The 19,869-nt window shown below is 47.4% G+C and carries 18 protein-coding genes; all 18 read right to left on the bottom strand.

Translation table 11 applies throughout. The annotated features are described in order from the left end of the window. Nucleotides 1-3: 3 nt before the first annotated feature. Nucleotides 4-1,473, bottom strand: a complete 1,470-nt coding sequence (rng, locus tag NJR55_RS03795) for a ribonuclease G (RefSeq protein ID WP_011233646.1) — start codon at nt 1,471-1,473, stop codon at nt 4-6. Next, nucleotides 1,463-2,059, bottom strand: coding sequence for a Maf family protein (locus NJR55_RS03800; RefSeq protein ID WP_253617985.1), 597 nt, complete (start codon nt 2,057-2,059; stop codon nt 1,463-1,465). Before NJR55_RS03800 ends, rng begins: the two co-directional genes overlap by 11 nt. After that, nucleotides 2,059-2,544 carry a rod shape-determining protein MreD gene (mreD, locus tag NJR55_RS03805; protein ID WP_253617987.1) on the bottom strand — a complete coding sequence of 162 codons (486 nt, stop codon included), beginning with the start codon at nt 2,542-2,544 and terminating at the stop codon, nt 2,059-2,061. Before mreD ends, NJR55_RS03800 begins: the two co-directional genes overlap by 1 nt. Continuing rightward, entirely contained in the window at nt 2,541-3,398 is an 858-nt protein-coding gene (mreC, locus tag NJR55_RS03810; RefSeq protein WP_253617988.1) for a rod shape-determining protein MreC, read from the bottom strand. The genes mreD and mreC overlap by 4 nt, the downstream gene beginning before the upstream one ends. A gap of 3 nt (nt 3,399-3,401) precedes the next feature. Next, the gene (locus NJR55_RS03815; RefSeq protein WP_011233642.1) at nt 3,402-4,445 is read right to left on the bottom strand and encodes a rod shape-determining protein; all 1,044 of its coding nucleotides are present in this window, start codon (nt 4,443-4,445) and stop codon (nt 3,402-3,404) included. 59 nt (nt 4,446-4,504) lie between these two features. Beyond that, nucleotides 4,505-6,364: a formylglycine-generating enzyme family protein gene (locus NJR55_RS03820; RefSeq protein WP_253617991.1), complete on the bottom strand. Its 1,860-nt coding sequence runs from the start codon at nt 6,362-6,364 to the stop codon at nt 4,505-4,507. Between the two features lie 197 nt (nt 6,365-6,561). After that, the gene (locus NJR55_RS03825) at nt 6,562-10,857 is read right to left on the bottom strand and encodes a DUF6701 domain-containing protein (protein ID WP_253617994.1); all 4,296 of its coding nucleotides are present in this window, start codon (nt 10,855-10,857) and stop codon (nt 6,562-6,564) included. Continuing rightward, the gene (locus NJR55_RS03830; RefSeq protein WP_253617996.1) at nt 10,857-11,318 is read right to left on the bottom strand and encodes a Type II secretory pathway component; all 462 of its coding nucleotides are present in this window, start codon (nt 11,316-11,318) and stop codon (nt 10,857-10,859) included. The genes NJR55_RS03825 and NJR55_RS03830 overlap by 1 nt, the downstream gene beginning before the upstream one ends. Then, entirely contained in the window at nt 11,308-12,132 is an 825-nt protein-coding gene (locus NJR55_RS03835; protein ID WP_253617998.1) for a PilW family protein, read from the bottom strand. Before NJR55_RS03835 ends, NJR55_RS03830 begins: the two co-directional genes overlap by 11 nt. Then, on the bottom strand, nt 12,132-12,701 hold the full coding sequence (locus NJR55_RS03840; RefSeq protein ID WP_253618000.1) for a type IV pilus modification PilV family protein: 570 nt from the start codon (nt 12,699-12,701) through the stop codon (nt 12,132-12,134). Before NJR55_RS03840 ends, NJR55_RS03835 begins: the two co-directional genes overlap by 1 nt. Further along, nucleotides 12,691-13,176, bottom strand: a complete 486-nt coding sequence (locus tag NJR55_RS03845) for a prepilin-type N-terminal cleavage/methylation domain-containing protein (RefSeq protein WP_253618002.1) — start codon at nt 13,174-13,176, stop codon at nt 12,691-12,693. The genes NJR55_RS03840 and NJR55_RS03845 overlap by 11 nt, the downstream gene beginning before the upstream one ends. Nucleotides 13,177-13,227: 51 nt before the next feature. Continuing rightward, the gene (locus NJR55_RS13705; protein WP_275978033.1) at nt 13,228-13,791 is read right to left on the bottom strand and encodes a type II secretion system protein; all 564 of its coding nucleotides are present in this window, start codon (nt 13,789-13,791) and stop codon (nt 13,228-13,230) included. 30 nt (nt 13,792-13,821) lie between these two features. Next, nucleotides 13,822-14,415 (bottom strand): prepilin-type N-terminal cleavage/methylation domain-containing protein, encoded by a 594-nt coding sequence (locus NJR55_RS03855; RefSeq protein WP_253618003.1) that lies wholly within the window; start codon nt 14,413-14,415, stop codon nt 13,822-13,824. A 75-nt stretch (nt 14,416-14,490) separates the two neighbouring features. Then, nucleotides 14,491-14,940 carry a Type II secretory pathway component gene (locus NJR55_RS03860; protein ID WP_253618005.1) on the bottom strand — a complete coding sequence of 150 codons (450 nt, stop codon included), beginning with the start codon at nt 14,938-14,940 and terminating at the stop codon, nt 14,491-14,493. Next, entirely contained in the window at nt 14,940-16,178 is a 1,239-nt protein-coding gene (locus tag NJR55_RS03865; RefSeq protein WP_253618007.1) for a type II secretion system F family protein, read from the bottom strand. Before NJR55_RS03865 ends, NJR55_RS03860 begins: the two co-directional genes overlap by 1 nt. Continuing rightward, a complete protein-coding gene (locus NJR55_RS03870) occupies nt 16,178-17,893 on the bottom strand; it encodes a GspE/PulE family protein (RefSeq protein ID WP_253618008.1) in 1,716 nt (571 codons plus the stop codon). Before NJR55_RS03870 ends, NJR55_RS03865 begins: the two co-directional genes overlap by 1 nt. After that, nucleotides 17,890-18,963, bottom strand: a complete 1,074-nt coding sequence (locus NJR55_RS03875) for a tetratricopeptide repeat protein (protein ID WP_253618010.1) — start codon at nt 18,961-18,963, stop codon at nt 17,890-17,892. Before NJR55_RS03875 ends, NJR55_RS03870 begins: the two co-directional genes overlap by 4 nt. Then, the gene (locus tag NJR55_RS03880; protein WP_253618011.1) at nt 18,960-19,868 is read right to left on the bottom strand and encodes an ExeA family protein; all 909 of its coding nucleotides are present in this window, start codon (nt 19,866-19,868) and stop codon (nt 18,960-18,962) included. The genes NJR55_RS03875 and NJR55_RS03880 overlap by 4 nt, the downstream gene beginning before the upstream one ends. Between the last annotated feature and the right edge of the window lies 1 nt (nt 19,869).

Genomic DNA, 19,869 nt, shown 5'->3' on the forward strand with positions numbered 1-19,869 from the left:
GCCTTACATCATTACTACGTCGAATTGTTCCTGATTATACAGAGGTTCGGTTTGTATTTTTATTTGACGCGAAACAAACAGCTCAAGTTCAGCCAGCGCATGAGATTCTTCGTTAAGTAAGGCTTCACTTACCTGTGCAGAGGCATAAACAACGAACTTATCGGCTTCATAAGCTTTATGAACCCGGACAATTTCACGCATAATTTCATAGCAGACGGTTTCAACCGTCTTCATGCTCCCGCGCCCAAGACAAACCGGGCATTCTGAGCACAAAACATGCTCCAGGCTTTCTCTGGTCCGCTTCCGGGTCATTTCCACTAACCCAAGCGAGGTAAAACCATTGATGGTTGTTTTTGCGCGGTCTTTACCTAACGCCTGTTCAAGGCTATGCAATACCCGTCGCTTATGCTCCTCGTCCTGCATATCAATAAAGTCGATAATGATAATGCCGCCAAGATTCCGTAACCGCAATTGACGGGCTATCGACTGCGTGGCTTCGATATTGGTATTAAATATGGTTTCTTCCAGATTACGGTGACCAACAAACGCACCTGTGTTGATATCGACCGTGGTCATCGCTTCGGTTTGGTCAATAATCAGAGAGCCACCGGATTTCAAGTCAACCCGACGGTCGAGCGCGCGCTGCATTTCATTTTCGACATCAAATAAGTCAAAAATAGGCCGGTCACCGGTGTAATACTCAAGGACTTTGGTTAGTTCGGGAATAAAGTCCTGAGTAAATACTTTGAGCGTGTCGAAGGTGACTTTGGAATCAACCCGAATACGTTCTATTTCTTCGCCAACAAAGTCGCGCAGTACACGACAGGAAAGATTCAAGTCTTCGTACAACATGCCCACTTTGCGTTGAGATTTTTTCCGCGCTTTTATTTTCTCCCACAGCCGGAAAAGAAAGTCAGCATCGCCCCGCAGCGACTGATCTGAAGCACCTTCTGCCGCTGTGCGAACAATGAATTTTCCGTCGCTTTTACTGACTTCTTCTGCCAACTGCCGCAAACGTTCGCGCTCCTCGCCTTCTTCAATACGCTGAGAGACGCCTACATGGTCGCTCTTAGGCATAAAGACCAGGTACCGCGACGGTAGGGTGATGTCAGTGGTTAAACGCGCTCCTTTGGTTCCCAGAGGGTCCTTAACCACCTGCACCATAATATGCTGTCCCTGATGCACCAATTCGGTAATGCTTTGTTGTGGCTTTTCGTCAGGTCGAGGTAAATCATCACCATCCACCTGAACGACAATATCCGAGGCATGCAAAAAAGCCGCCTTGTCGAGACCAATATCAATAAACGCCGCCTGCATTCCCGGCAACACCCGCGATACCTTACCCATGTAAATGTTGCCAACTAAGCCGCGCTTTGCCTGACGTTCAATGTGGACTTCCTGCAGGATGCCATTTTCAACAAGCACTACACGAGTCTCTGTGGGGGTCACATTCATTAGGACTTCAACGCTCATCGACTTCACCTGTCATTTCAAACATCCGCAACAACTGTTCAGTTTCATATAAAGGTAAGCCAACAACAGCAAAGTAGCTACCTTCAATACGTTTTACAAATTTCCCGCCATAGCCCTGAATACCGTAGCCAGCCGCTTTATCATGAGGTTCACCGGTTTCCCAGTAGGCGTCTATTTCTTCCTGGCTCAGGGCGGCAAACTCCACCTGCGTTGTTACTAAAGCTGTTTCGCTGGCAACCACGCTGTGGCCATTCCAGTAGCAAACACTAACTGATGTCAGAACCTGATGTGTCTGACCGGAAAGTTGCTTCATCATTTGACTGAAATGTTCATAACTCTCTGGTTTTTCCAGCACTTGTCCCTGAAAGCTTATCAGGGTATCAGAACCAATCACCAAGCAGGGAGCTTGTTGGCGTTGTGCCACAGCCTGGGCTTTCTCTTCAGCCAGACGAGTCACATAGTCATCGGCATTCTCATGAGCCCCTCGTAGCTCCTCAATTTCCGGAACTTCGCAATCAAAGGGGCGATGCAAAAGCGTCAGCAGCTCTCGCCGACGGGGAGAAGAAGAAGCGAGCAGCAGGCGCATTAAACCACTCCGAATTGACGACGAACTTTTCGCAGTAACGGAAACACCCACAACCAGAAAACAGCTGAGGTGAGCACTGGCCAGAAGTAAGAGAAAGTAAATTCAGCGTCGTGCAAAAACACATTGGCTTCAAACACAACAAAGCGCTTAATAAAAATCAGCACGGCAATAACCAGTGCTTGCTGTATTAAAGCAAAATTGCGAATACGCTGAAAATGACGCGCCGCAAAATAAGTAACAACGACCATACCTAAAGCATGAACACCGACAATAGAACCCAGCAATATATCGCTCAGCACACCGAGCACCAAAGCGGTTCCCATGTTTACCCGGTGCGGCAAGGCTATTATCCAGTAGAGCATAACCAAAGTTGGCCAGTCAGGCCGAAAGGTATCGAACGCGGCAGGCATTGGCATGACCATAAGAGTCAGCGCAATGACATAGGTAATCAACAACGTAATGAAGCCGGGTTTAATCACTATCATTCCTCGTCCTCATCAAAAATAGGTTGCTGTTCACCGTCGCTTGGCCACAACAATAAAACATTACGCACGCGGTCAAGCGCACTGACCGGATCCGCTATCACTTTAGCAAAAGGCAGAGACTCATCTCTGACAATCTGTCGAATTGTTGCCACCGGATAACCTTCAGGAAATATGCCTCCTAACCCCGAAGACATTAGAAGATCCCCTTCTTTTAGCTCAGTGCTGTGGGGGATAAACATCAACTCCAGCCGTCCTATATCGCCGGTTCCCTGCGCCAGTACACGAATATCATTGCGCTCAGAGCGCAATGATATCGCATGACTCTGATCAGAGAGTAGCAGTACGCGCGCGGTATTACCGCCTACATCCTGCACTTGTCCAATAATGCCATGACTGTCGAGTACGGGCTGGCCTTCGTAGACTCCGCTAAGTGTGCCTTTATTAATGACCAACTGCTGTGAAAACGGTTCAGAGGCAACAGCGATGACCTCAGCAACCATACGCCGGACTGAATCGCGGGCGTCTGAACCGAGAAGTTCACGTAGCCGTTTATTCTCGTTCTGAAGAAAGCGAAGCTGCTGTTGCTCACCCTGTAATTCCAGAATAGCCTGCTTTAACCGCTTATTTTCATTGCTTAACTGCGACGTGGTTTTTAATGATTCGGAGACACCATCCAGCAGCTGTTCTGGCAAAATAGCCAAATATTGAACCGGGGCAACCAGGGAATTCAAAAATAACCGAACCGGCTTCATTGCCTGAAGCCGGTGGTCAATAAAGATCAGCAGAAACGAACAGGCTAGTGCGAGCACTAGCCTGGAGAGTAACGATGGACCGCGAGCAAACAGCGTCTTCATGAATTACTCATAACTGAATAAATCACCACCATGCATATCAATCATTTCCAGAGCTTTACCGCCGCCTCGAGCGACACAAGTTAGCGGATCATCAGCAATAATGACCGGAATGCCTGTTTCTTCCAGAAGCAAACGGTCGATGTCTTTCAGTAACGCACCACCACCAGTTAACACCATGCCGCGCTCGGATATGTCCGATGCAAGCTCTGGTGGAGACTGCTCCAACGCAACCATAACGGCACTGACAATACCCATTAAAGGTTCCTGCAAAGCTTCCAGAATTTCATTACTGTTAAGAGTAAATGAACGCGGAACACCTTCAGCAAGATTACGTCCACGAACTTCAATTTCTTTCAGTTCTTCGCCCGGGAATGCAGAACCAATTTCGTGCTTAATACGTTCAGCAGTTGCGTCACCAATAAGTGCACCAAAGTTACGACGAACATAGTTAATAATGGCTTCGTCAAATTTATCACCACCAATACGAACCGATGATGAATAAACCACACCATTTAATGAAATAATGGCGACTTCCGTTGTACCACCACCAATATCAACCACCATCGAACCCGTAGCTTCAGACACTGGCAAACCAGCACCGATAGCAGCGGCCATTGGTTCATCAATTAAGTAAACCTCGCGTGCACCTGCACCCAATGCAGATTCGCGAATAGCACGGCGTTCTACTTGAGTTGATCCGCATGGAACACATACCAGAACACGAGGGCTAGGCCGGAAATAGTGGCTGTCGTGCACTTGTTTGATGAAAAACTGGAGCATTTTCTCGCACACATAGAAGTCTGCGATAACACCGTCTTTCATAGGACGAATGGCACGAATGTTTCCTGGTGTACGACCCAGCATTTGTTTTGCTGCTGCACCAACGGCGGCGATAGATTTTGGCCCGCCTGAGCGTTCCTGACGAATGGCAACAACGGACGGCTCGTTCAGAACGATCCCCTCATCTTTGACATAGATAAGCGTATTCGCTGTTCCCAGGTCAATAGAAAGGTCGTTTGAAAAAAGGCCGCGAATTTTTTTAAACATGAAGCGGTATATCCCTACTTATAAGCTAACAGAGTGACAGCAAAGAGCGCAGCAAGTACTTACTGAGCTCTTACAACACGGAATCCAATGTAGTTGGAGTTAAAATCTGACGGAAGTTCCATTCTAGTCGAAACTCGAGCCAAACTTGGTGTAAAGTTCCAGGCTCCGCCCTTAACTACAACACCCTCATCGGTTTCAGCCCACTCCCAGACATTACCGACAGTATCGTATAATCCCCAGGGGTTACGATGAAAACTAGCTACCGGAGCTGGACGTGTATTTGACCAATCTGTTCCACAGTTACGGCAGTTTGCTTTGCCATAACCAACATCATTTCCCCACCAGAAATCGGTTTCCGACCCGGCGCGGGCAGCGTATTCCCATTCCGCTTCAGTGGGAATGCTGTATTTAAAGCCACTCTTTTGAGTTAACCACTCAGCATAAGCTTGTGCGTCGTTATAACTTACGCAAACAACCGGAGAACTCTCAGACTGTTTAAACCCAGGGTTTTTCCAGCTGAGTTTTTCATTAAACTGCGGACGCCCATCGCTCAGACTTGCGCAAGTACCACTTTTTTCAGCCTCGGTGACATAAGCCGTGTCTTCGACAAAGTTCCCAAATTGCTCAACCGTAATTTCGGTATCAGAGATGCCCAGGGCAGTTGGAATTTCACGCGTCTCTGCCGGACGTTCATTTGGTAAACCATTGCCGACCAGGTCACCCATCTTAAATTTACCCGCAGGAACGACAACCAGTTCAGGGCCACGAACATCACGATACAGAATATCCTGAATTTTTTCGCCACGAGTAAAGGAATAATCAGACTTCTCTAATTCAGCCCGAATAGCGGTAGCGTCTTTCAGTAAGATTTTCTCCGCATAGGCAGAGTAACCATACTTAAGAATTTCAATCTGATGTTCACCACCCGGCAGCATAACTTCCAGCGGGGTAGAACCATAGCTAACACCATCGATAACAACTTCATCGTCATACACGTTAGAGCGTATGGTTAACGGGTGCATGACGGAGCTATCAACCGTTTCCTCATCACCCGCTTGCAGCTCCCCCGGCCGTTGCTCCGACGCGCAATAGCGCATGTCAACGTTCAATAACGTACAAGCCTGGCTTTGAGGTAACTGTCCACGCAGCTCAACCGCCAATTTAACCCCATAGTTACCCGCGCCACTAAAACCGTTACTGATTGTTTTAGAGCCCAGAATTTGCACATTCGGGCTGGCTTTTTCAATATTTTCACGAGCGAGTGAAGCCTCACTTAAACCATCTAAAATGGTATTAAGGTACTGCTTAGACGCTTTTTGTTTAGCCATGAGTTTGCCACGATTTTCACACTGTCCCAGTGTTTCCTGGCGGTCACAGCTAATTGACTGACTCACTTCGAGTTCGCCAGTACGATTAAATTCATTTTCTAAGCGATCGACACGAGCTAAATTACGTTGCTCTTTTAGCGTCTCAATTTCATTAATCAGGCTGTGTTTGCTCACCCGCGCTTCTTCTACTTCGCGCGCCTTCTCATTAACCAAGCTCACTTGCTGCTTAATGTCTGCTTTATTCTGTTGGTGAGCCATAACGGCTTGCTTGTACGCTTCTTGAGCGCCAGCAATATCAATTGTTGGGTCTTCCACCAAACGTTGGTAGCGGTCATTCATTTCCGCCAGTGCTGATTCGCGTTTCGTTTCCAGTTCGCTATTGCGCTCACGCAAGTTTTGTAGCTTTTCCCGCAGGTCCCGCTCTTCTTGCTGAAGCGTGTTTACGGTGCCAGAAAAGTTTTCAAAATCGCTCTCTAGAGTCGAAATTTGGTTAGCAATTTCTTCGACAGTCATCTCCTGCTGAGCAAGAGCCGTCGAGGCGAATGTCAATGTAGAGGCCATTACCAGGGCCAGTCGAGCCAATCGCATCATGTTTCCATTCCAAGCTTGAAAAAATAACAAAGCGGCGTAAAAGCCAAAGCTGTAGTCGCACTATCGTTATTGTAATAATTATGAACGTTCGTCAACGTCCGCATTTTTCGTTTAAACTCTGCTTTATGCTATTTGCTTGTTAACAAAAGAGCAAGAGGCATTGTCATCGAATTGTCGATTAATCGTTATAATTCGTTCTACCAACCCACTTCCTGCCAGTAAATTTGCCTGTCGCGGCCCCTGTAAATACCGAATGTACCTTCGGCTGTGGGGTTATCCTGGTAGTTACTGTCGCCGTCCCAATCGTATTGCAAAAATGAAGGAACAGTCAGCTCGAAAGTAAATTCGGCTGCAGAACCATAAGCTCGCCAGCGCAACAAGTCTTCCATTGGACTATATTCTTCCTGCAATGCACCTTCAGCCAAACTGACCGAGTCCGGCGTATCTGTCGGCTCAATAGATTCAATGTCTAAGCTTGTAACCGGCTCCGTTGTAGGATCGATAGCCGATAGGACGTCGAGTTTGGATACTGAGACAGTAAAGCAGTTATCATTAGTATTTTTGACGAAATTATCACCGTTCCAAAACTGGGCTCGACCAGACAGCGGAAGGTCATCAACTTCGGCGCCGAAGATATTATCTAAAACAAAGCGCCCGTAAAGTAACTTTACACTATCATACAGTTTGAATGCTGGTGCCTGGGCAGCCGCCGGAAGGTTAGACTCTGTTATTATCGAATAATAATTGCCGCCTTCGCTATCATTAAACTGAATTCCCAATTTATAGTCTTCATAAGGGCCTTCTTCTGCACCGTTTCGACGGTAAGTAACTGACGGGGTAAGCGACTTGAACGAAGCCGTTCCCGCACTCTCTTCATCTTGCCCCCATTCAAGTTCAACGTCTGTTGCAAAAAGCTGGCTTGGGTTCAAAGGTTCAGGATTACCATTTACCTCATTAAACGGATAGAACTCCAACTCACCCTCGACAACTTCTGTCGGGTAATTCTTAGTCGTTTCACCATTTTTATTAACCGCTGTTAAGGTAAAGCTTGCTCCTAATAGCTGCGCCTCCCCTATATAATAAAATTCGTCGCCCTGGCTTTCATTATTCCTGTTACAGACACCGCTGAAACCACCGAAGGTTTCCATTTGAAATTCGTAAGGGATAAACCTTCCTACTTCACTCTCCGTTGTCAACATAATTGGAGACGCGTGGTAGCCAGGCAAATAATTCTGGCTTCTTATATATGCAGTTACCCGAGTTGAGCCGACTTCAGTGTAGGTAAGCCCCGAGTTTGTAAAGACACTGGCTCCATCCTTAGTAAATCCATCAGCATTCGTTATTTCACCGTTATAAGATTCAACCGCCTCAGTCTGAGCCATAAGCTGTAATGTTTCAGGAGCAGCTTCATTACCGAAGTTTGGTGTGACGTCACCTTCATCATTAATCGCGATAAGCTGTGCGGAAAAAACTTCTCCAGCTTTTGCTAAAATAGTTCCGTCGTAATTGCTTGAGGTGTCCTGACTGGCTTCGACATCAATACTTGCGGGGCGCCATACAAAAGCTTCCGACGTTCCCCTTAACGTCTTCCCATTCGGTAAAGTGGCTTCCGCTGTTAAATTGATAGCACCAGCGTCTTTATAGTTGATTTCCAGAGGCGCTTTTCCGTCAGTAAAGCTAACATTGATATTACTGGTGCTATTTTCTGTCACCTCTGTTTCATTAACAGACGCCCCCATCAAACATTGGTCAGGGTCAACACAGTTCATACTCATAGATACCGAGTTCAAAGGCTGCGTCACAGCCTGACAAGCCAATGTCTGACTGTTCGTTTCCACTGCACGCAATTGCAGATTATTAAAAGGCACAGCTGACACCTGTGACGGAATATCAGTATCCTCAAAGTTATCACCACTAGTGAAAATGAATCCGGTATCGGTAAACTCAATATTGCAGTTCTCCGACAAGTTCCCATTAACTAAACAACGCATCGGATTCTGCGGTTGCGGTAAAGTCCCTGTTGTTTCAATGGCGAGAGGATAAGTGCCGGCATTAATCTGTTCCAGGCTAGTGTTACCCACCGGAGAAGCCGAAACAGGGTTAGTTGACCAACCTCCTGCTGTAGAATTTAACTGAATGGTGCTGCTACCCGCATACAATTCCGAGCAGCTGGCGTTGGCACAGGCGGTAACCTCAATGTCAGCAGCAGAGCAGGTCAATGCCGGGCTGTTATAAGACAGCTGGTAATGATGCACTGGCGACACAGGTGGCGCCGTATCGGACGCTCTACAGAAGTTACCTCCGGCAATGGGTTCTGCAGGCGCCTGATAATTCACTTCGGGATCAAAAAAACCGAAGTTACCTGTGGCAAAGCTTCGCCCACCAACACTCACTCCGCCGGTTACTTCTGATGTCTGCCAAAAGAAGAAACTACGCTCAAAAAGAAAATTACCAGCAACGTATATGTACCCATTAAACTGGACATCCTGCTCTAACGTTAAATCGCCCGTTACAATCAGCATCATTTCATTGGCATTACCGCCAACGTTAATACGGCGTCCGGATTGAATAGTCACATCACCATCTATATAGACACGAGAGGTTTGCCCATTGGTGGTGTAATTAAAGCCGGTGTTACTGAAATTTCCGGTACGTAAGTAATCAATTGGCTGCAACTGCGCGGGAAGCTGCGTATTGTAGGAGCGATCCGGTAAATCAAAAGGTTTAGGTACGTTATTCGGCACTTCAAAAGCAACAGGCCAGACATCTTCACAAAGTGGTCGCTGGTCATTACAAGGTCGCGTAATGCTTTTTAATGTTGCCACGTCACTTTCGGTGAGAACCTTGTCATCAATAAAAACCTCATCAATTTCACCGTAGAAGCTGTTTTCCCCAGTTCCTTGTCCGCCAATATACAAACGGGGGACAACAGGGTTCAAGTTGGATGACCCATTAAATGAGGTTTGATCAGCCCGTTGCCCGTCAATATAAAGAGTTAAACGTCGTGCATTACTGTCATAAGAAGCCGCCAGATGATGCCAGTTATCATCCAGCAAGTTGGCCTGGCCTTGTTGCGTATTGCCTGCTTCGACATTAACAATTTGACCGTTATTGCGGCGTATTTCAAAATAGAGTCCGCCACCATCGCGGGTGTCCTGCCGGTAAACTTCGAAACGTCCGGAAGCCCCTTCAGTAGGTCCGTTACCTATCACTAAAAGACTCTGGTAACGATCCGACTGATTTTGCTCAGTGGCACTGCCTTTAAACCAAAATGCAACACTTACCGATTCAGCATTAGCAATTGACTGAGCGTTATCTACACGCACTGCGTTATCGCCATTAAATTTTCCATAACGGCAGGTGCCGGGGCTGCCTGCAATTGCCGGATTAAACCCTGAAGTATTAGCCCCTCTTAATGCTTGCCCGTGCAGACCGTTGCCGGAAATATCCAGAACCTCACCAAACTGCCCGCGCCACTCGGGTTGATCAAAAGTCCAGTAACCAAGCCCATCTAACGGCTGGTCCGGAGGCTCACTTCCGCAAGGCCCTTCGTTATTGTTGATGTCACAGGTTTCACCCTGAACATTACTTTCGTCAATAATCTGCGGAGCATTCACATAGCCTGTTACCGTGCTTGAGTTAGGAATGGTGACCCTGTCAGTAGCGTTAATATTTCCATCAACAAGATTCGCCCCATCCAGCGTTACGCTGCCATCTGCATCAATATCACCATTTACATCGGAGCCGTATCTAAGTGTTACGTCGTCGCCTGCAATAATATTACCATTAACGGTGTTCTCTCCTTCTAAAACAACTCGCCCGTCACTAGTAATTGCCCCTTCAACGTCTGAACGAAAACGTAAAATGGTGTCACCGCCACTGAAAATAACACCGGAAACATCGTTTTGTCCTTCCAGAATAACGTTGCCGTTTGTCGCGTTAAGGTTGCCATTGACCTCCGTTAAGAAGCGCACAATGACATTATCTCGGGCATCGACATTACCCGTAATACTGTTTTCACCCTGTAAAATAACGCTGCCATTGGTCGACCGGATAGAACCATCAATATTTGTTCGAAAACCGACGGAGACATCGTTTGCCGCAACTAAAGAACCGGAAAAGATATTCTCATTGGCCAGGGTGATGTTTTGCTGGCTGCTAATATTCGCGTTAATAACGCTTCGGAAGCCGCCGTTATATGAGCCTGTGGTAGTAATTGTTAACTGCTGAGCGCTGCCATTCTCGTTAATGCGCATTTCAGAGCCGAGATTAAAATTTCCATTCACATTAATCACAACCGAATTATTGCCGGAAATTTGGATTCGGTCGCGGAAGTTCAGGTTTAACCCGTTAGGACACGTATAGGTATTACCAGATTTAGAACACCCGGGAAGATTATTATTGGGCAGATTGTAATTGGCGGCCATAGCGGGAAGCGACGCAAAAGCGACTACAATGGTTAAGACGAACTGAAATCCCTTCAATATGCTCATCAGTTCTCCACCCTTACACGTGTTTCAATTGCGAGTTTCCGCGAGGTTTCTTCTTTGCCGCCAGTGCATGAGCCAACCGACTCTAGCCTAAGATGAACCTCAACTTCTTTTGACTCTAGCTCATATTCGTGTGGTTCTCGGCAAGTCACCGTTGCCTTACAGTTAGTATCTAAATCCAGAACATTGCCACTTTCATTATCAAGAGAAAAATTCCTGCAGATTTCTACAGGATTTTGATTCGGAGAATATAGTTTAACCATTCCGCGTTCTAAACCTGACTGTGCAGCCATAAAGCTGCGCGCGCCTAAAACTTCAACCACCACACTTTCCGAAGTCGTTCTTACTAAGCTCGACAGGCCAGCAACCAGCGCGCCCAATACCACGATCACGAAAATCGCGGCCACTAAGGTGCTGCCTTGCTGTTTCTTTATAGGGTGATACTTTGAACTGTTAAGGTGCATTGGGAATATGAATCTTTTGGTTAAAGAACAGCGGCTCCGCGTTCGGCGATTGGTACTCTAAGAATATATGCACAACGTTGTTTCGCATTAACTCCGCGTTAATAACTCTAAATGATATTGCGCCACTCGAAGAATTCATCAAGTGTTCACTAATCACAACCCCGTCATCCCCATCGGGAGGGTTTTCCCAGCCGTAATTGCTGTAGCGTATTAACTGCGTTCCTTCCACGCAAAAGCGTACCGGGGGCTTCCCCACATACATTCTACGAAGGGGAGATTTCTGCGCAAAGTAACTGTCCGGCTCAAGCTCCAAATCGGTTAAGGCGCTCTCACGCGTGGTGTCGTCTTCAACTTTTGCCCAGCGTCTGGGAAAGGAGGATTCATCCTGGTAAATATAAATAGCCTGGGTGGCATAAATAAACAAACGGTCATACAGCGGGTATACTAAAGAAGCTGTCGACGTCTCGTCATCAACAATCTCATCCCATCCGGTCGATAGCGATACAAAATCCAGCGATGCCGAAGAAGACGAAGAAAAAGGCGCATCGTAATAGGTACCGGCAGCTTTAACAGGAACGAACTCCAGACACTGGTTACCATTCGTAACTCTTGCACTATTAGGGACGGAATTCCTGAGCTCACGCGTTATACGCTCTACCGCAAAACGACTTTGCTCTAATAGTTGAAGACGGGAGGCTCCTGTTGCATACATTTCGGCGCCAATACCGACGAAGCGGAAGGTGAAAGTTGAGATAACAGCCAGTAACACAATGACGATAATGAGCTCAACTAAGGTAAAGCCTTTTACTTTCATTACCAATTGCCCCGCTGCGCTGAAAACTTTATACGCTCGTCCTGCGGGGTGATGATAACAACATCGATTTGTTTGAGTTTATCATCAGTAACATTGAAAACTCGAACCTCCGCACTAAAACCCCGATAGAAATCCAGCTCAATGTTGTTACCAAAAACATTATTCAACCCTGTGAGGGTAATACCTAAACAATTAAAATCATCGACATCATCAAACTCACTGCGAGTTTCCAGAATAGTTGGAGTATCTGGGTCGATTGGATCAACGTTAGGTAAATCTTCACCCACTGCAGGGCAACTCGCTTCAGACGGAGGGAGGGGATTAGTACAGGGTTCAGAATCCATGGAGCAGCGTAAAGTAGATGTATTCATCTCATCAAACTTTCGCGACATAATCTCATTCATCAAACTTTGACCTAACTCAGCCGCGCGAACTTGTTGCCATGGATCCTCCGTTTGACGAAACACTGAGCCCATCCCAACCGTAATGACCAAAGTAACTATGGCAATAACGACTAAGCCGACAACCACCTCTATAAGTGTAAAGCCCTTAGAAATATTAGCGCGCATCAATAAAGCCCTCTTTATTAATGCCAATTACCCGTTCCACACCCGAACGTTCTTTAATCGTGATAGTGCAAGCGCTAGCACAACCGCTGACTTCTTTTCCTGACCCGTTAAAAACAATTGGTCTGCCTAGCGCATCAAATGCAATAGTGGCGGGCAAAACGTCTGAGCCTGAATATGAGAATGAAAAGTTTACGCCTTCAATGTTGCTAATTTGAAGGTTGTTTTCATTGTTGTATGGAGGAACACCCAGTGTGTTTTGTGTTACCTCAAGACGGACCTCTAGTTGGAGGCTTTTGTCTATATTTTGCATCGCTTGTTGCTGAATGCTGCGCAAAATACTTATTGCTCGCTGTCTTAAAACGAGACTTTGCGTACCGGAGCTATCAAAAAAAACGGGGCTGACCGATACGGCGAGGATACCGATGATCACCAGTATGATGATAAGCTCTATAAGTGTGAAGCCTTTGGACTTCATATGCGGCCTTAGTTTGAAAGCCCGCAGAGGGAGCTGCGGGCTTCGTTGTTTTTAACAGCCGTCGGCTGTAACTGTAACACTTGCGGGTGAAATTACAGGAGGTGTAGCCGTTGTTGCTGAGGCTGCGGTATAGGTTAGATAACATTGTGAACTAACAATATCACCAGAGCTATAGGCTCCATCTGTACCTGAGCCATTAACTGACGAAGACTGAGCTATAAATATTTCACCTGTTGATTCCGTGCCACCAGAACCATCGTCTTGGCTACCTGCTTCATAGACCCAGTCACTGCTAAGGTCAGACGCAAAGCCCCCGTCAAGAACGCTTATGATACCGGCTTCAGAAGCGGCCGGATAACCAAACGTCAATGCTACGTTGGAATTACCTTTAACTTGAATCGAAGCTGACGGTTGAGTTTCCACTCCTTTAATCGCAGCTTTTGAATAAGCAAGCTGTGTAGCTCCTTTAACCGAACCTTCCATACCTTTTAAGGCACTGGCACGAGCATCACTAGAAAAATTAATAAACTGAGGCGCAGCCGTTACTGCTAAAATCCCCAAAACTACAATAACGATGATCAGTTCGATCAGGGTAAAACCTTTTTGATTGCGCATAATTAAAACTCTCAATTGTTGTAAAAAAACTTACTGGTTGTTGCTGTGAATACTCACGCCGCCGTTGCGTGGATTATAAACGAAAGCATTACCCACTGTCAGATAATCATCACCCGACGGAGCTTCTGTTTCATTTTTTATGGTGTTCGCTAAATAGTAAACACACATATCGTTACCTGCAGCGCTATCTTGTGTCACGTAAGTAAAATAGCGTGTTTCGTTCAGGTTATTAAAATTGGTTGTGACCGTTGGTGCGCCCTGCAAAATAGACTGCATAACACTGACGCAGTCTGTTGCCGCTAAATTTTCGTCGTGCGCCTGATTGTTATCACCGCTTACCGGATAACCCGTGCTGCCGTCTACGTAAAGCTGAATTTGATCCATAGACACTTCAGCACCTGCACCGGTGTCACTGGCGCCTTTCGGACGACCACTCAGTTCCCATTCGCCGCGAACAATACCAACCGCACTGGCAAAGCCACCGGCAACACCTTCTAGGGCGGCGTCTTCAGCATCCGATGACACATCGGTGAAGCGCGGAATGGCGGCGGCTGCCAACAAGCCGAGAATGACTACGACAATAATCAGCTCGATGATGGTAAAACCCTGCTGTTTTTTACTCATTTTAGCTCTCATACTAAAACTCCAATAGAATCCATTTTATTACATTTCCTTAACACTTAACACCGAGTTCCCGGGTTATTTCCGAACAACCTGACCCCGGTCACTTTTATAGGTAAACCAAGGGCTTTGGTTAATTCTGTAATGGCAATTCCCGTTCTCTAATTCCGTATCTAAAGCACTGCCCGGCACGTTACTGCCCAGCTGCTGCCACAACTGCAAACACCCCGCCTTAACCGACGGCCACCCTTGCTCATTCATTACTACAGTGGTTTGCTGCGCTTTATTTTCATAAAGCAAAGCAACTTCTTTTGGCTTACCGCGGCGCATCCACTCAGTTCTGGCCAGCCAAAGCGAGTCAATAAAACGCGAAACCGCAATATCCAACTCGGTCTGACGCCATTTTTGCGGCTCTTCCACCAAAACCATTCTGGCCGCCACGGCAGCCAAGACCAACAACAGCAATACCACCAGAATATTCTGCAGCCGCTGAATACCCTTGCGCTCATCCGTTTCGGCTCTGGTCATTACCGTCCCTGATACGCGCTCATCATGTCCCACATTGGGGTGAATATGCCCAGCGCGAGAATCAATACCATAACGGCAACAACAGCTATCATTAATGGCTCAATACGAGCGGTTAAAGTTTTGAGATCGTAGTCGGTTTCACGTTCGTAATATTCAGCGACCTCTAACAGCAAAACATCAACCCGGCCGGTTTCTTCACCAACGGATATCATTTGCAAAATTAATGGCGTAAACAGGCCTGACTGACGGGCAACTCGCGACAAGTTCTCACCTCGTTCAATGCCGCGCCGCATTTCAATAATACGTTTTTCCATCCAGGCGTTATCAACCGCTTCAGCAACCAAAGATAAAGCCTGTGTCAGCGGAACCCCGGCTCCTATCATGACCGAGAAACTGCGGGCAAAACGACCTAACATGGAACGCATTAAAATGGAGCCAATAATAGGTGTTTTTAACTTCAGACTGTCCCAGTTCAGTCTTCCGCTGTCGGTCGCTATGTAATACCTGAGGCCGAAAAAAGTACCGACCATTGCAATCAACAACACATGCCAATAGGCAACGAAAAACTCAGACGAGCCCAACAAGGCGCGGGTTGCCCATGGCAGTTCAACATTAAACCGGCTGAACATTGACGCGAAAGTTGGGATCACGAAAATATTCAGTACAAACATGGCTATTACAAGCGCAATAAGAACAAAGCTTGGGTAGCGGGTGGCGGCTTTTATCCGCTTTCTGGTGTCTTGTTCTTTTTCTAAATAAACCGAAAGCTGTTGGAAGGACTCTTCCAGCTGACCGGTATTTTCACCCACATGCACAATAGCAATAACCAGCCGCGGAAAAACGCCCCGGTGATTCGACATGGCTGACGACAAGTTTCGCCCCCGCTCCAGTTGCTCATGCACATCCTGTAAGGTTTTACGTAAGCGCTTGTTCTGGGTTGTATCTGCCAGCCCTTCAATAGCCCGCAGCATAGGGATACCGGCTTGCGTCAGCGAATACATTTGTCGACAAAATATAATCAACTCGTCCAGTGACACTTTTTGCTGAAACGCAGACTTTAAACTTTCCCCAAAGCCACTGTTTAAGAAGGAAAAGCTCTGACTTTTTACGGAATTAACCGACAACGGAACCAGGCCGCGACGCATCAGCATATCGGCGGCATTGCGCTCATCACTGGCATCCAGCGAGCCCTGCTGTAACTGACCGGCTTTATCCCGTGCGCGATACCGAAACTGCATCAGATACTGTCCTCAACACTTTCAGCCAGAAATAAGACTTCATCGACGCTGGTAATACCTTCACGGGCATAGTCCAGTGCAACCGTGGCCATAGACTGATAACCCGGGTGCGCTTTCGCTGCTATTGCAAACTCTCGTGTATTACCATCACGCAGGGCGTCCATCATTGGCGTATTCATTTCCAGCAGTTCAAACACACCAATACGCCCACGGTAGCCGGTATGGTTGCATGTCTGGCAGCCCACACCCCGTTTAAACGAATAGTCAGAGCTGCCCTCACGTAAGTGCTCCAGCCACTGGCTTTCGGCTTCATCCGGCTGATAACTCTCGGCACATTTATCGCAAACCCGGCGTACCAAACGTTGTGCCAAAATGCCTCGTAGCGCAGCAGCGACCAAATAGGACGGCGCGCCCATATCAATTAAACGCATAGCACTGGTAATGGCGTCATTGGTATGCAGAGTAGATAAAACCAGGTGACCGGTAATAGAGCCGCGCAAACCAATTTCAACGGTTTCATGGTCGCGCATCTCACCAACCATAATAATGTCGGGATCCTGACGTAAGGTGGTGCGCAGAACCCGTGAGAAATCCAGCCCAATTTTACTGTTCACCTGCACTTGCGAAATACGCGGCAAACGGTACTCAACCGGGTCTTCAACCGTAATCACCTTTTTGCCTTCGGTATTCAGCTCGCTAAGTGCACCATAAAGCGTCGTGGTTTTACCCGAGCCGGTAGGCCCGGTTACCAGCAACATGCCATGCGGACGTTTAATTAACGCCCGTATACGCTTAACAATAGAAGCAGGCATACCGGTTTGCTCCAGCGACAATAGTCCGGCAGACTGGTCCAACAGACGCAATACACAGGACTCGCCATATTGCACCGGCATGGTTGATACCCGCACATCGATACTGTGTTTGCGAATTTTAATATTAAACCGGCCGTCCTGCGGCAGGCGTCGTTCAGAAATATCCAGCCCGGCCATAAGCTTCAAACGCAGAACCAGTGCGTTGGCGATGTTGGTTTCTTCCAGCACATTTTCCTGCAGGACGCCGTCAACACGTTGGCGAATCCGTAGTTTACGATCGTCCGGCTCTATGTGAATGTCCGAAGCTCGGACTTGCACCGCATCCTCAAAAATGGACTGCAGTAACTTAGCCACCGTGGCTTCATCGGTATCTTCGTCGAGGCTTAACTGCCCCAGTTCAAACTCACTGGTATCTTCGTATTCGTCCTGCAGCTGGCTGGCAAAGGTTTCAATTTCTTTGGTGCGTCGATAAAGGTTATCAAACGCCTGCATCAACTCGCCTTCAGGAACCACTGCCAACTCTACCTGACGCGGAGCAAGCAACTGGTTTATCGCATCAATTGAGGACAAGTCGGCCGGGTCACTCATGCCAACTAAGGCCTGCTCCTCGCTGGCTTCTATAACCAATGCCCGATGCCGACGCGCCTGAACTTCGGGCAGCAATTTAAAGGCTTCAGCCGGAATTTTACGTTCAGAAATACTGATAAGCGGCAGTTTAAGTTGCTGCGCCAGGAATTCGAGTAACTGTTGTTCGGAAATATAACCGAGATCGGTTAAGGTCGCGCCCAGCTTACGCCCGCTAATGCGCTGTTGCTCTAGCGCTTTTTGCAGCTGCTCTTCACTGATGATTTGCTCGTGAACAAGCAAATCGCCTAATCGCATTTTAAGACGAGGACGCTTCATTGCTCACCTGCTTCAGTTACCTGTAAAGACGTAATTTGCTGCTCAATAAAGTCCAGAGTCGGCTGATGCTTTATCCGTTTAAACGCTTTCTGGTAAGAGGCAACAGCGGCTTCCGGCGCGAACTCCTGTTGCGCAACGGCTTTACCTAAATACCAGCGGCCTTGTGCAGGTTCGGACTCAATAAGGCGCTGATACGCGTCAGCCGCTGCCTGGTAGTCACCCTGAGCCTGAGCTAACAGCGCCTGCTTCTGCACATACTCTGGATAGAGGCCGGCATCCGGCGTCGCTTGCTTCAACAAACTTAGTGCCGCGGCAGGTCGCGCTTCTTTCTCCAGGATTCGGGCACTTAGCAGGCGAAACTCAAAGTCATCTGGGTTCAGTTTAAAACCGGCCTCCAGCGTTGTTAATGCCTGCGAAACCTTATTCCGGCCAAACTGCAAAGCCGCCAGTTTTTTTCTCACTTCTTTGTTTTCCGGTGTAACAGCCAGCGCCTTACGCCAGTGATCTTCTGCCGAAGTTAAACGCCCCTGTTGCTGAGCTTTTTGTGCTTTCTCAATATGTTGCGCGGAAATTTCTGCTGGCGAGAGCTGCACGGGCTGCTTGCTAAATTCACCACCTTTTTCCGCTTCACTTTCGGTCTCTTTAGCAGCCAGCGCTGGCTCTTCTGGTTCAGATTCTGCTTTTTCGGGGAAGTCCTGCTCCACTTCCGGAACCGTAATCGAAGCTAAATCTTTTGTTACTATTTCACTAGATTGTTGCAAAGCTCTTTCTGAAATAGGGGTTCGCTCGGCTGGTACTTTTATTACCGCAGCATCAATTAAGGGTTCAACCCGCTCTTGCAGTTTTGGCATTTCAGCCGGCCCGCTTTCCGTTACCGTCATCGTATTTTCTGAACGCGACTGCCACCAGAAAACCACTAAAGCCAGAACAATCACCAGCATCAGCGCCAGCAACCATAACCCTAAACGATGACTACTGCGGCGCTCTACGGCGCTACTCGCAGCTCTTTTTGAAAAAGGCTGTTGCCCCCGACGGTCTAAATCTTTTAAAACTTTATTAATAACGCTCATAGCGAACCACCCATTTGCCAATAACTGAGCGCGGCTGCCGCCAGAAAAAATACACACACAGACACAGTTACGGGAAGCCATACGGAACGAGTCAATTCCGCGTCTTCGGTGTCATTAACCGCTAACCTTAAGTCATGTGTCGACAGCTGATGACGCCCCTCTCCGTATGCCAGCAGCAGCATTTTATGACACAGCATGTTAATTAAACGGGGCACGCCACGGCTGCAACGGTGTAATCGCCGAACTAACTTCCAGTCAAATATCGGAGTGCCTTGGTAACCGGCAACATCCATACGGTGCGCTATATACTCCGCCGTCTCATCCGCATTCATGGCGGTTAATTTATGTGAAAAACTGATTCGCTGACGAAGTTGCCTAAAGGCTTTTTGTGACAAACGCTCATCCAGTTCCGGCTGACCCAGTAAAACAATATGCACCAATTTACGCCGCTCAGTTTCTAAGTTGGACAACAAACGCAAAGCTTCGAGACTTTCTTCCGGAAGCGCCTGTGCCTCATCAATGAGTATCACCACGGCCTGCCCATTTTTATTTATGTCCAGCAAGCGTTGTTGCAATGCGCGCGCTAACTGTTGCTGATTGGTTATTTCCTCAGTTTCCAAACCCAGTTCCTGAGCAATAGCCAGCCTTAGCTCAGCCGGATCAAGATATGAATCCGGAATGTAAGCGGTTTTAAAAAAATCAGGAATATCGTTTAACAAACGTCGGCACAGCAAGGTCTTACCGGTTCCGACTTCTCCGGTAATTTTAATAAAGCCTTCACCGGTTTTCAGCGCAGTCAAAACCACCTCGAAAGCCTCGTGGTGGCTTTTCAAGTCATAGTAGAACTGCGTGTTCGGCGTTATGGTAAAAGGCAGTTCGCGTAAGCCGTAATGGTATAAATACATA

Origin of the sequence: Idiomarina rhizosphaerae (assembly GCF_024159085.1) — a bacterium.
GTDB classification, from domain to species: Bacteria; Pseudomonadota; Gammaproteobacteria; order Enterobacterales; family Alteromonadaceae; genus Idiomarina; species Idiomarina rhizosphaerae.

Excerpts from the sequence above, each read along its gene's own strand:
- NJR55_RS03815 (WP_011233642.1), bottom strand. The coding sequence starts at position 4,445 with ATGTTTAAAAAAATTCGCGGCCTTTTTTCAAACGACCTTTCTATTGAC.
- NJR55_RS03875 (WP_253618010.1), bottom strand. The coding sequence starts at position 18,963 with ATGAGCGTTATTAATAAAGTTTTAAAAGATTTAGACCGTCGGGGGCAA.
- NJR55_RS03855 (WP_253618003.1), bottom strand. The coding sequence starts at position 14,415 with ATGAGTAAAAAACAGCAGGGTTTTACCATCATCGAGCTGATTATTGTC.
- NJR55_RS03835 (WP_253617998.1), bottom strand. The coding sequence starts at position 12,132 with ATGAAAGTAAAAGGCTTTACCTTAGTTGAGCTCATTATCGTCATTGTG.
- NJR55_RS03880 (WP_253618011.1), bottom strand. The coding sequence starts at position 19,868 with ATGTATTTATACCATTACGGCTTACGCGAACTGCCTTTTACCATAACG.
- NJR55_RS03830 (WP_253617996.1), bottom strand. The coding sequence starts at position 11,318 with ATGCACCTTAACAGTTCAAAGTATCACCCTATAAAGAAACAGCAAGGC.
- mreD (WP_253617987.1), bottom strand. The coding sequence starts at position 2,544 with ATGATAGTGATTAAACCCGGCTTCATTACGTTGTTGATTACCTATGTC.
- NJR55_RS13705 (WP_275978033.1), bottom strand. The coding sequence starts at position 13,791 with ATGCGCAATCAAAAAGGTTTTACCCTGATCGAACTGATCATCGTTATT.
- rng (WP_011233646.1), bottom strand. The coding sequence starts at position 1,473 with ATGAGCGTTGAAGTCCTAATGAATGTGACCCCCACAGAGACTCGTGTA.
- NJR55_RS03825 (WP_253617994.1), bottom strand. The coding sequence starts at position 10,857 with ATGAGCATATTGAAGGGATTTCAGTTCGTCTTAACCATTGTAGTCGCT.
- mreC (WP_253617988.1), bottom strand. The coding sequence starts at position 3,398 with ATGAAGACGCTGTTTGCTCGCGGTCCATCGTTACTCTCCAGGCTAGTG.
- NJR55_RS03845 (WP_253618002.1), bottom strand. The coding sequence starts at position 13,176 with ATGAAGTCCAAAGGCTTCACACTTATAGAGCTTATCATCATACTGGTG.
- NJR55_RS03870 (WP_253618008.1), bottom strand. The coding sequence starts at position 17,893 with ATGAAGCGTCCTCGTCTTAAAATGCGATTAGGCGATTTGCTTGTTCAC.
- NJR55_RS03820 (WP_253617991.1), bottom strand. The coding sequence starts at position 6,364 with ATGATGCGATTGGCTCGACTGGCCCTGGTAATGGCCTCTACATTGACA.
- NJR55_RS03840 (WP_253618000.1), bottom strand. The coding sequence starts at position 12,701 with ATGCGCGCTAATATTTCTAAGGGCTTTACACTTATAGAGGTGGTTGTC.
- NJR55_RS03865 (WP_253618007.1), bottom strand. The coding sequence starts at position 16,178 with ATGCAGTTTCGGTATCGCGCACGGGATAAAGCCGGTCAGTTACAGCAG.
- NJR55_RS03860 (WP_253618005.1), bottom strand. The coding sequence starts at position 14,940 with ATGACCAGAGCCGAAACGGATGAGCGCAAGGGTATTCAGCGGCTGCAG.
- NJR55_RS03800 (WP_253617985.1), bottom strand. The coding sequence starts at position 2,059 with ATGCGCCTGCTGCTCGCTTCTTCTTCTCCCCGTCGGCGAGAGCTGCTG.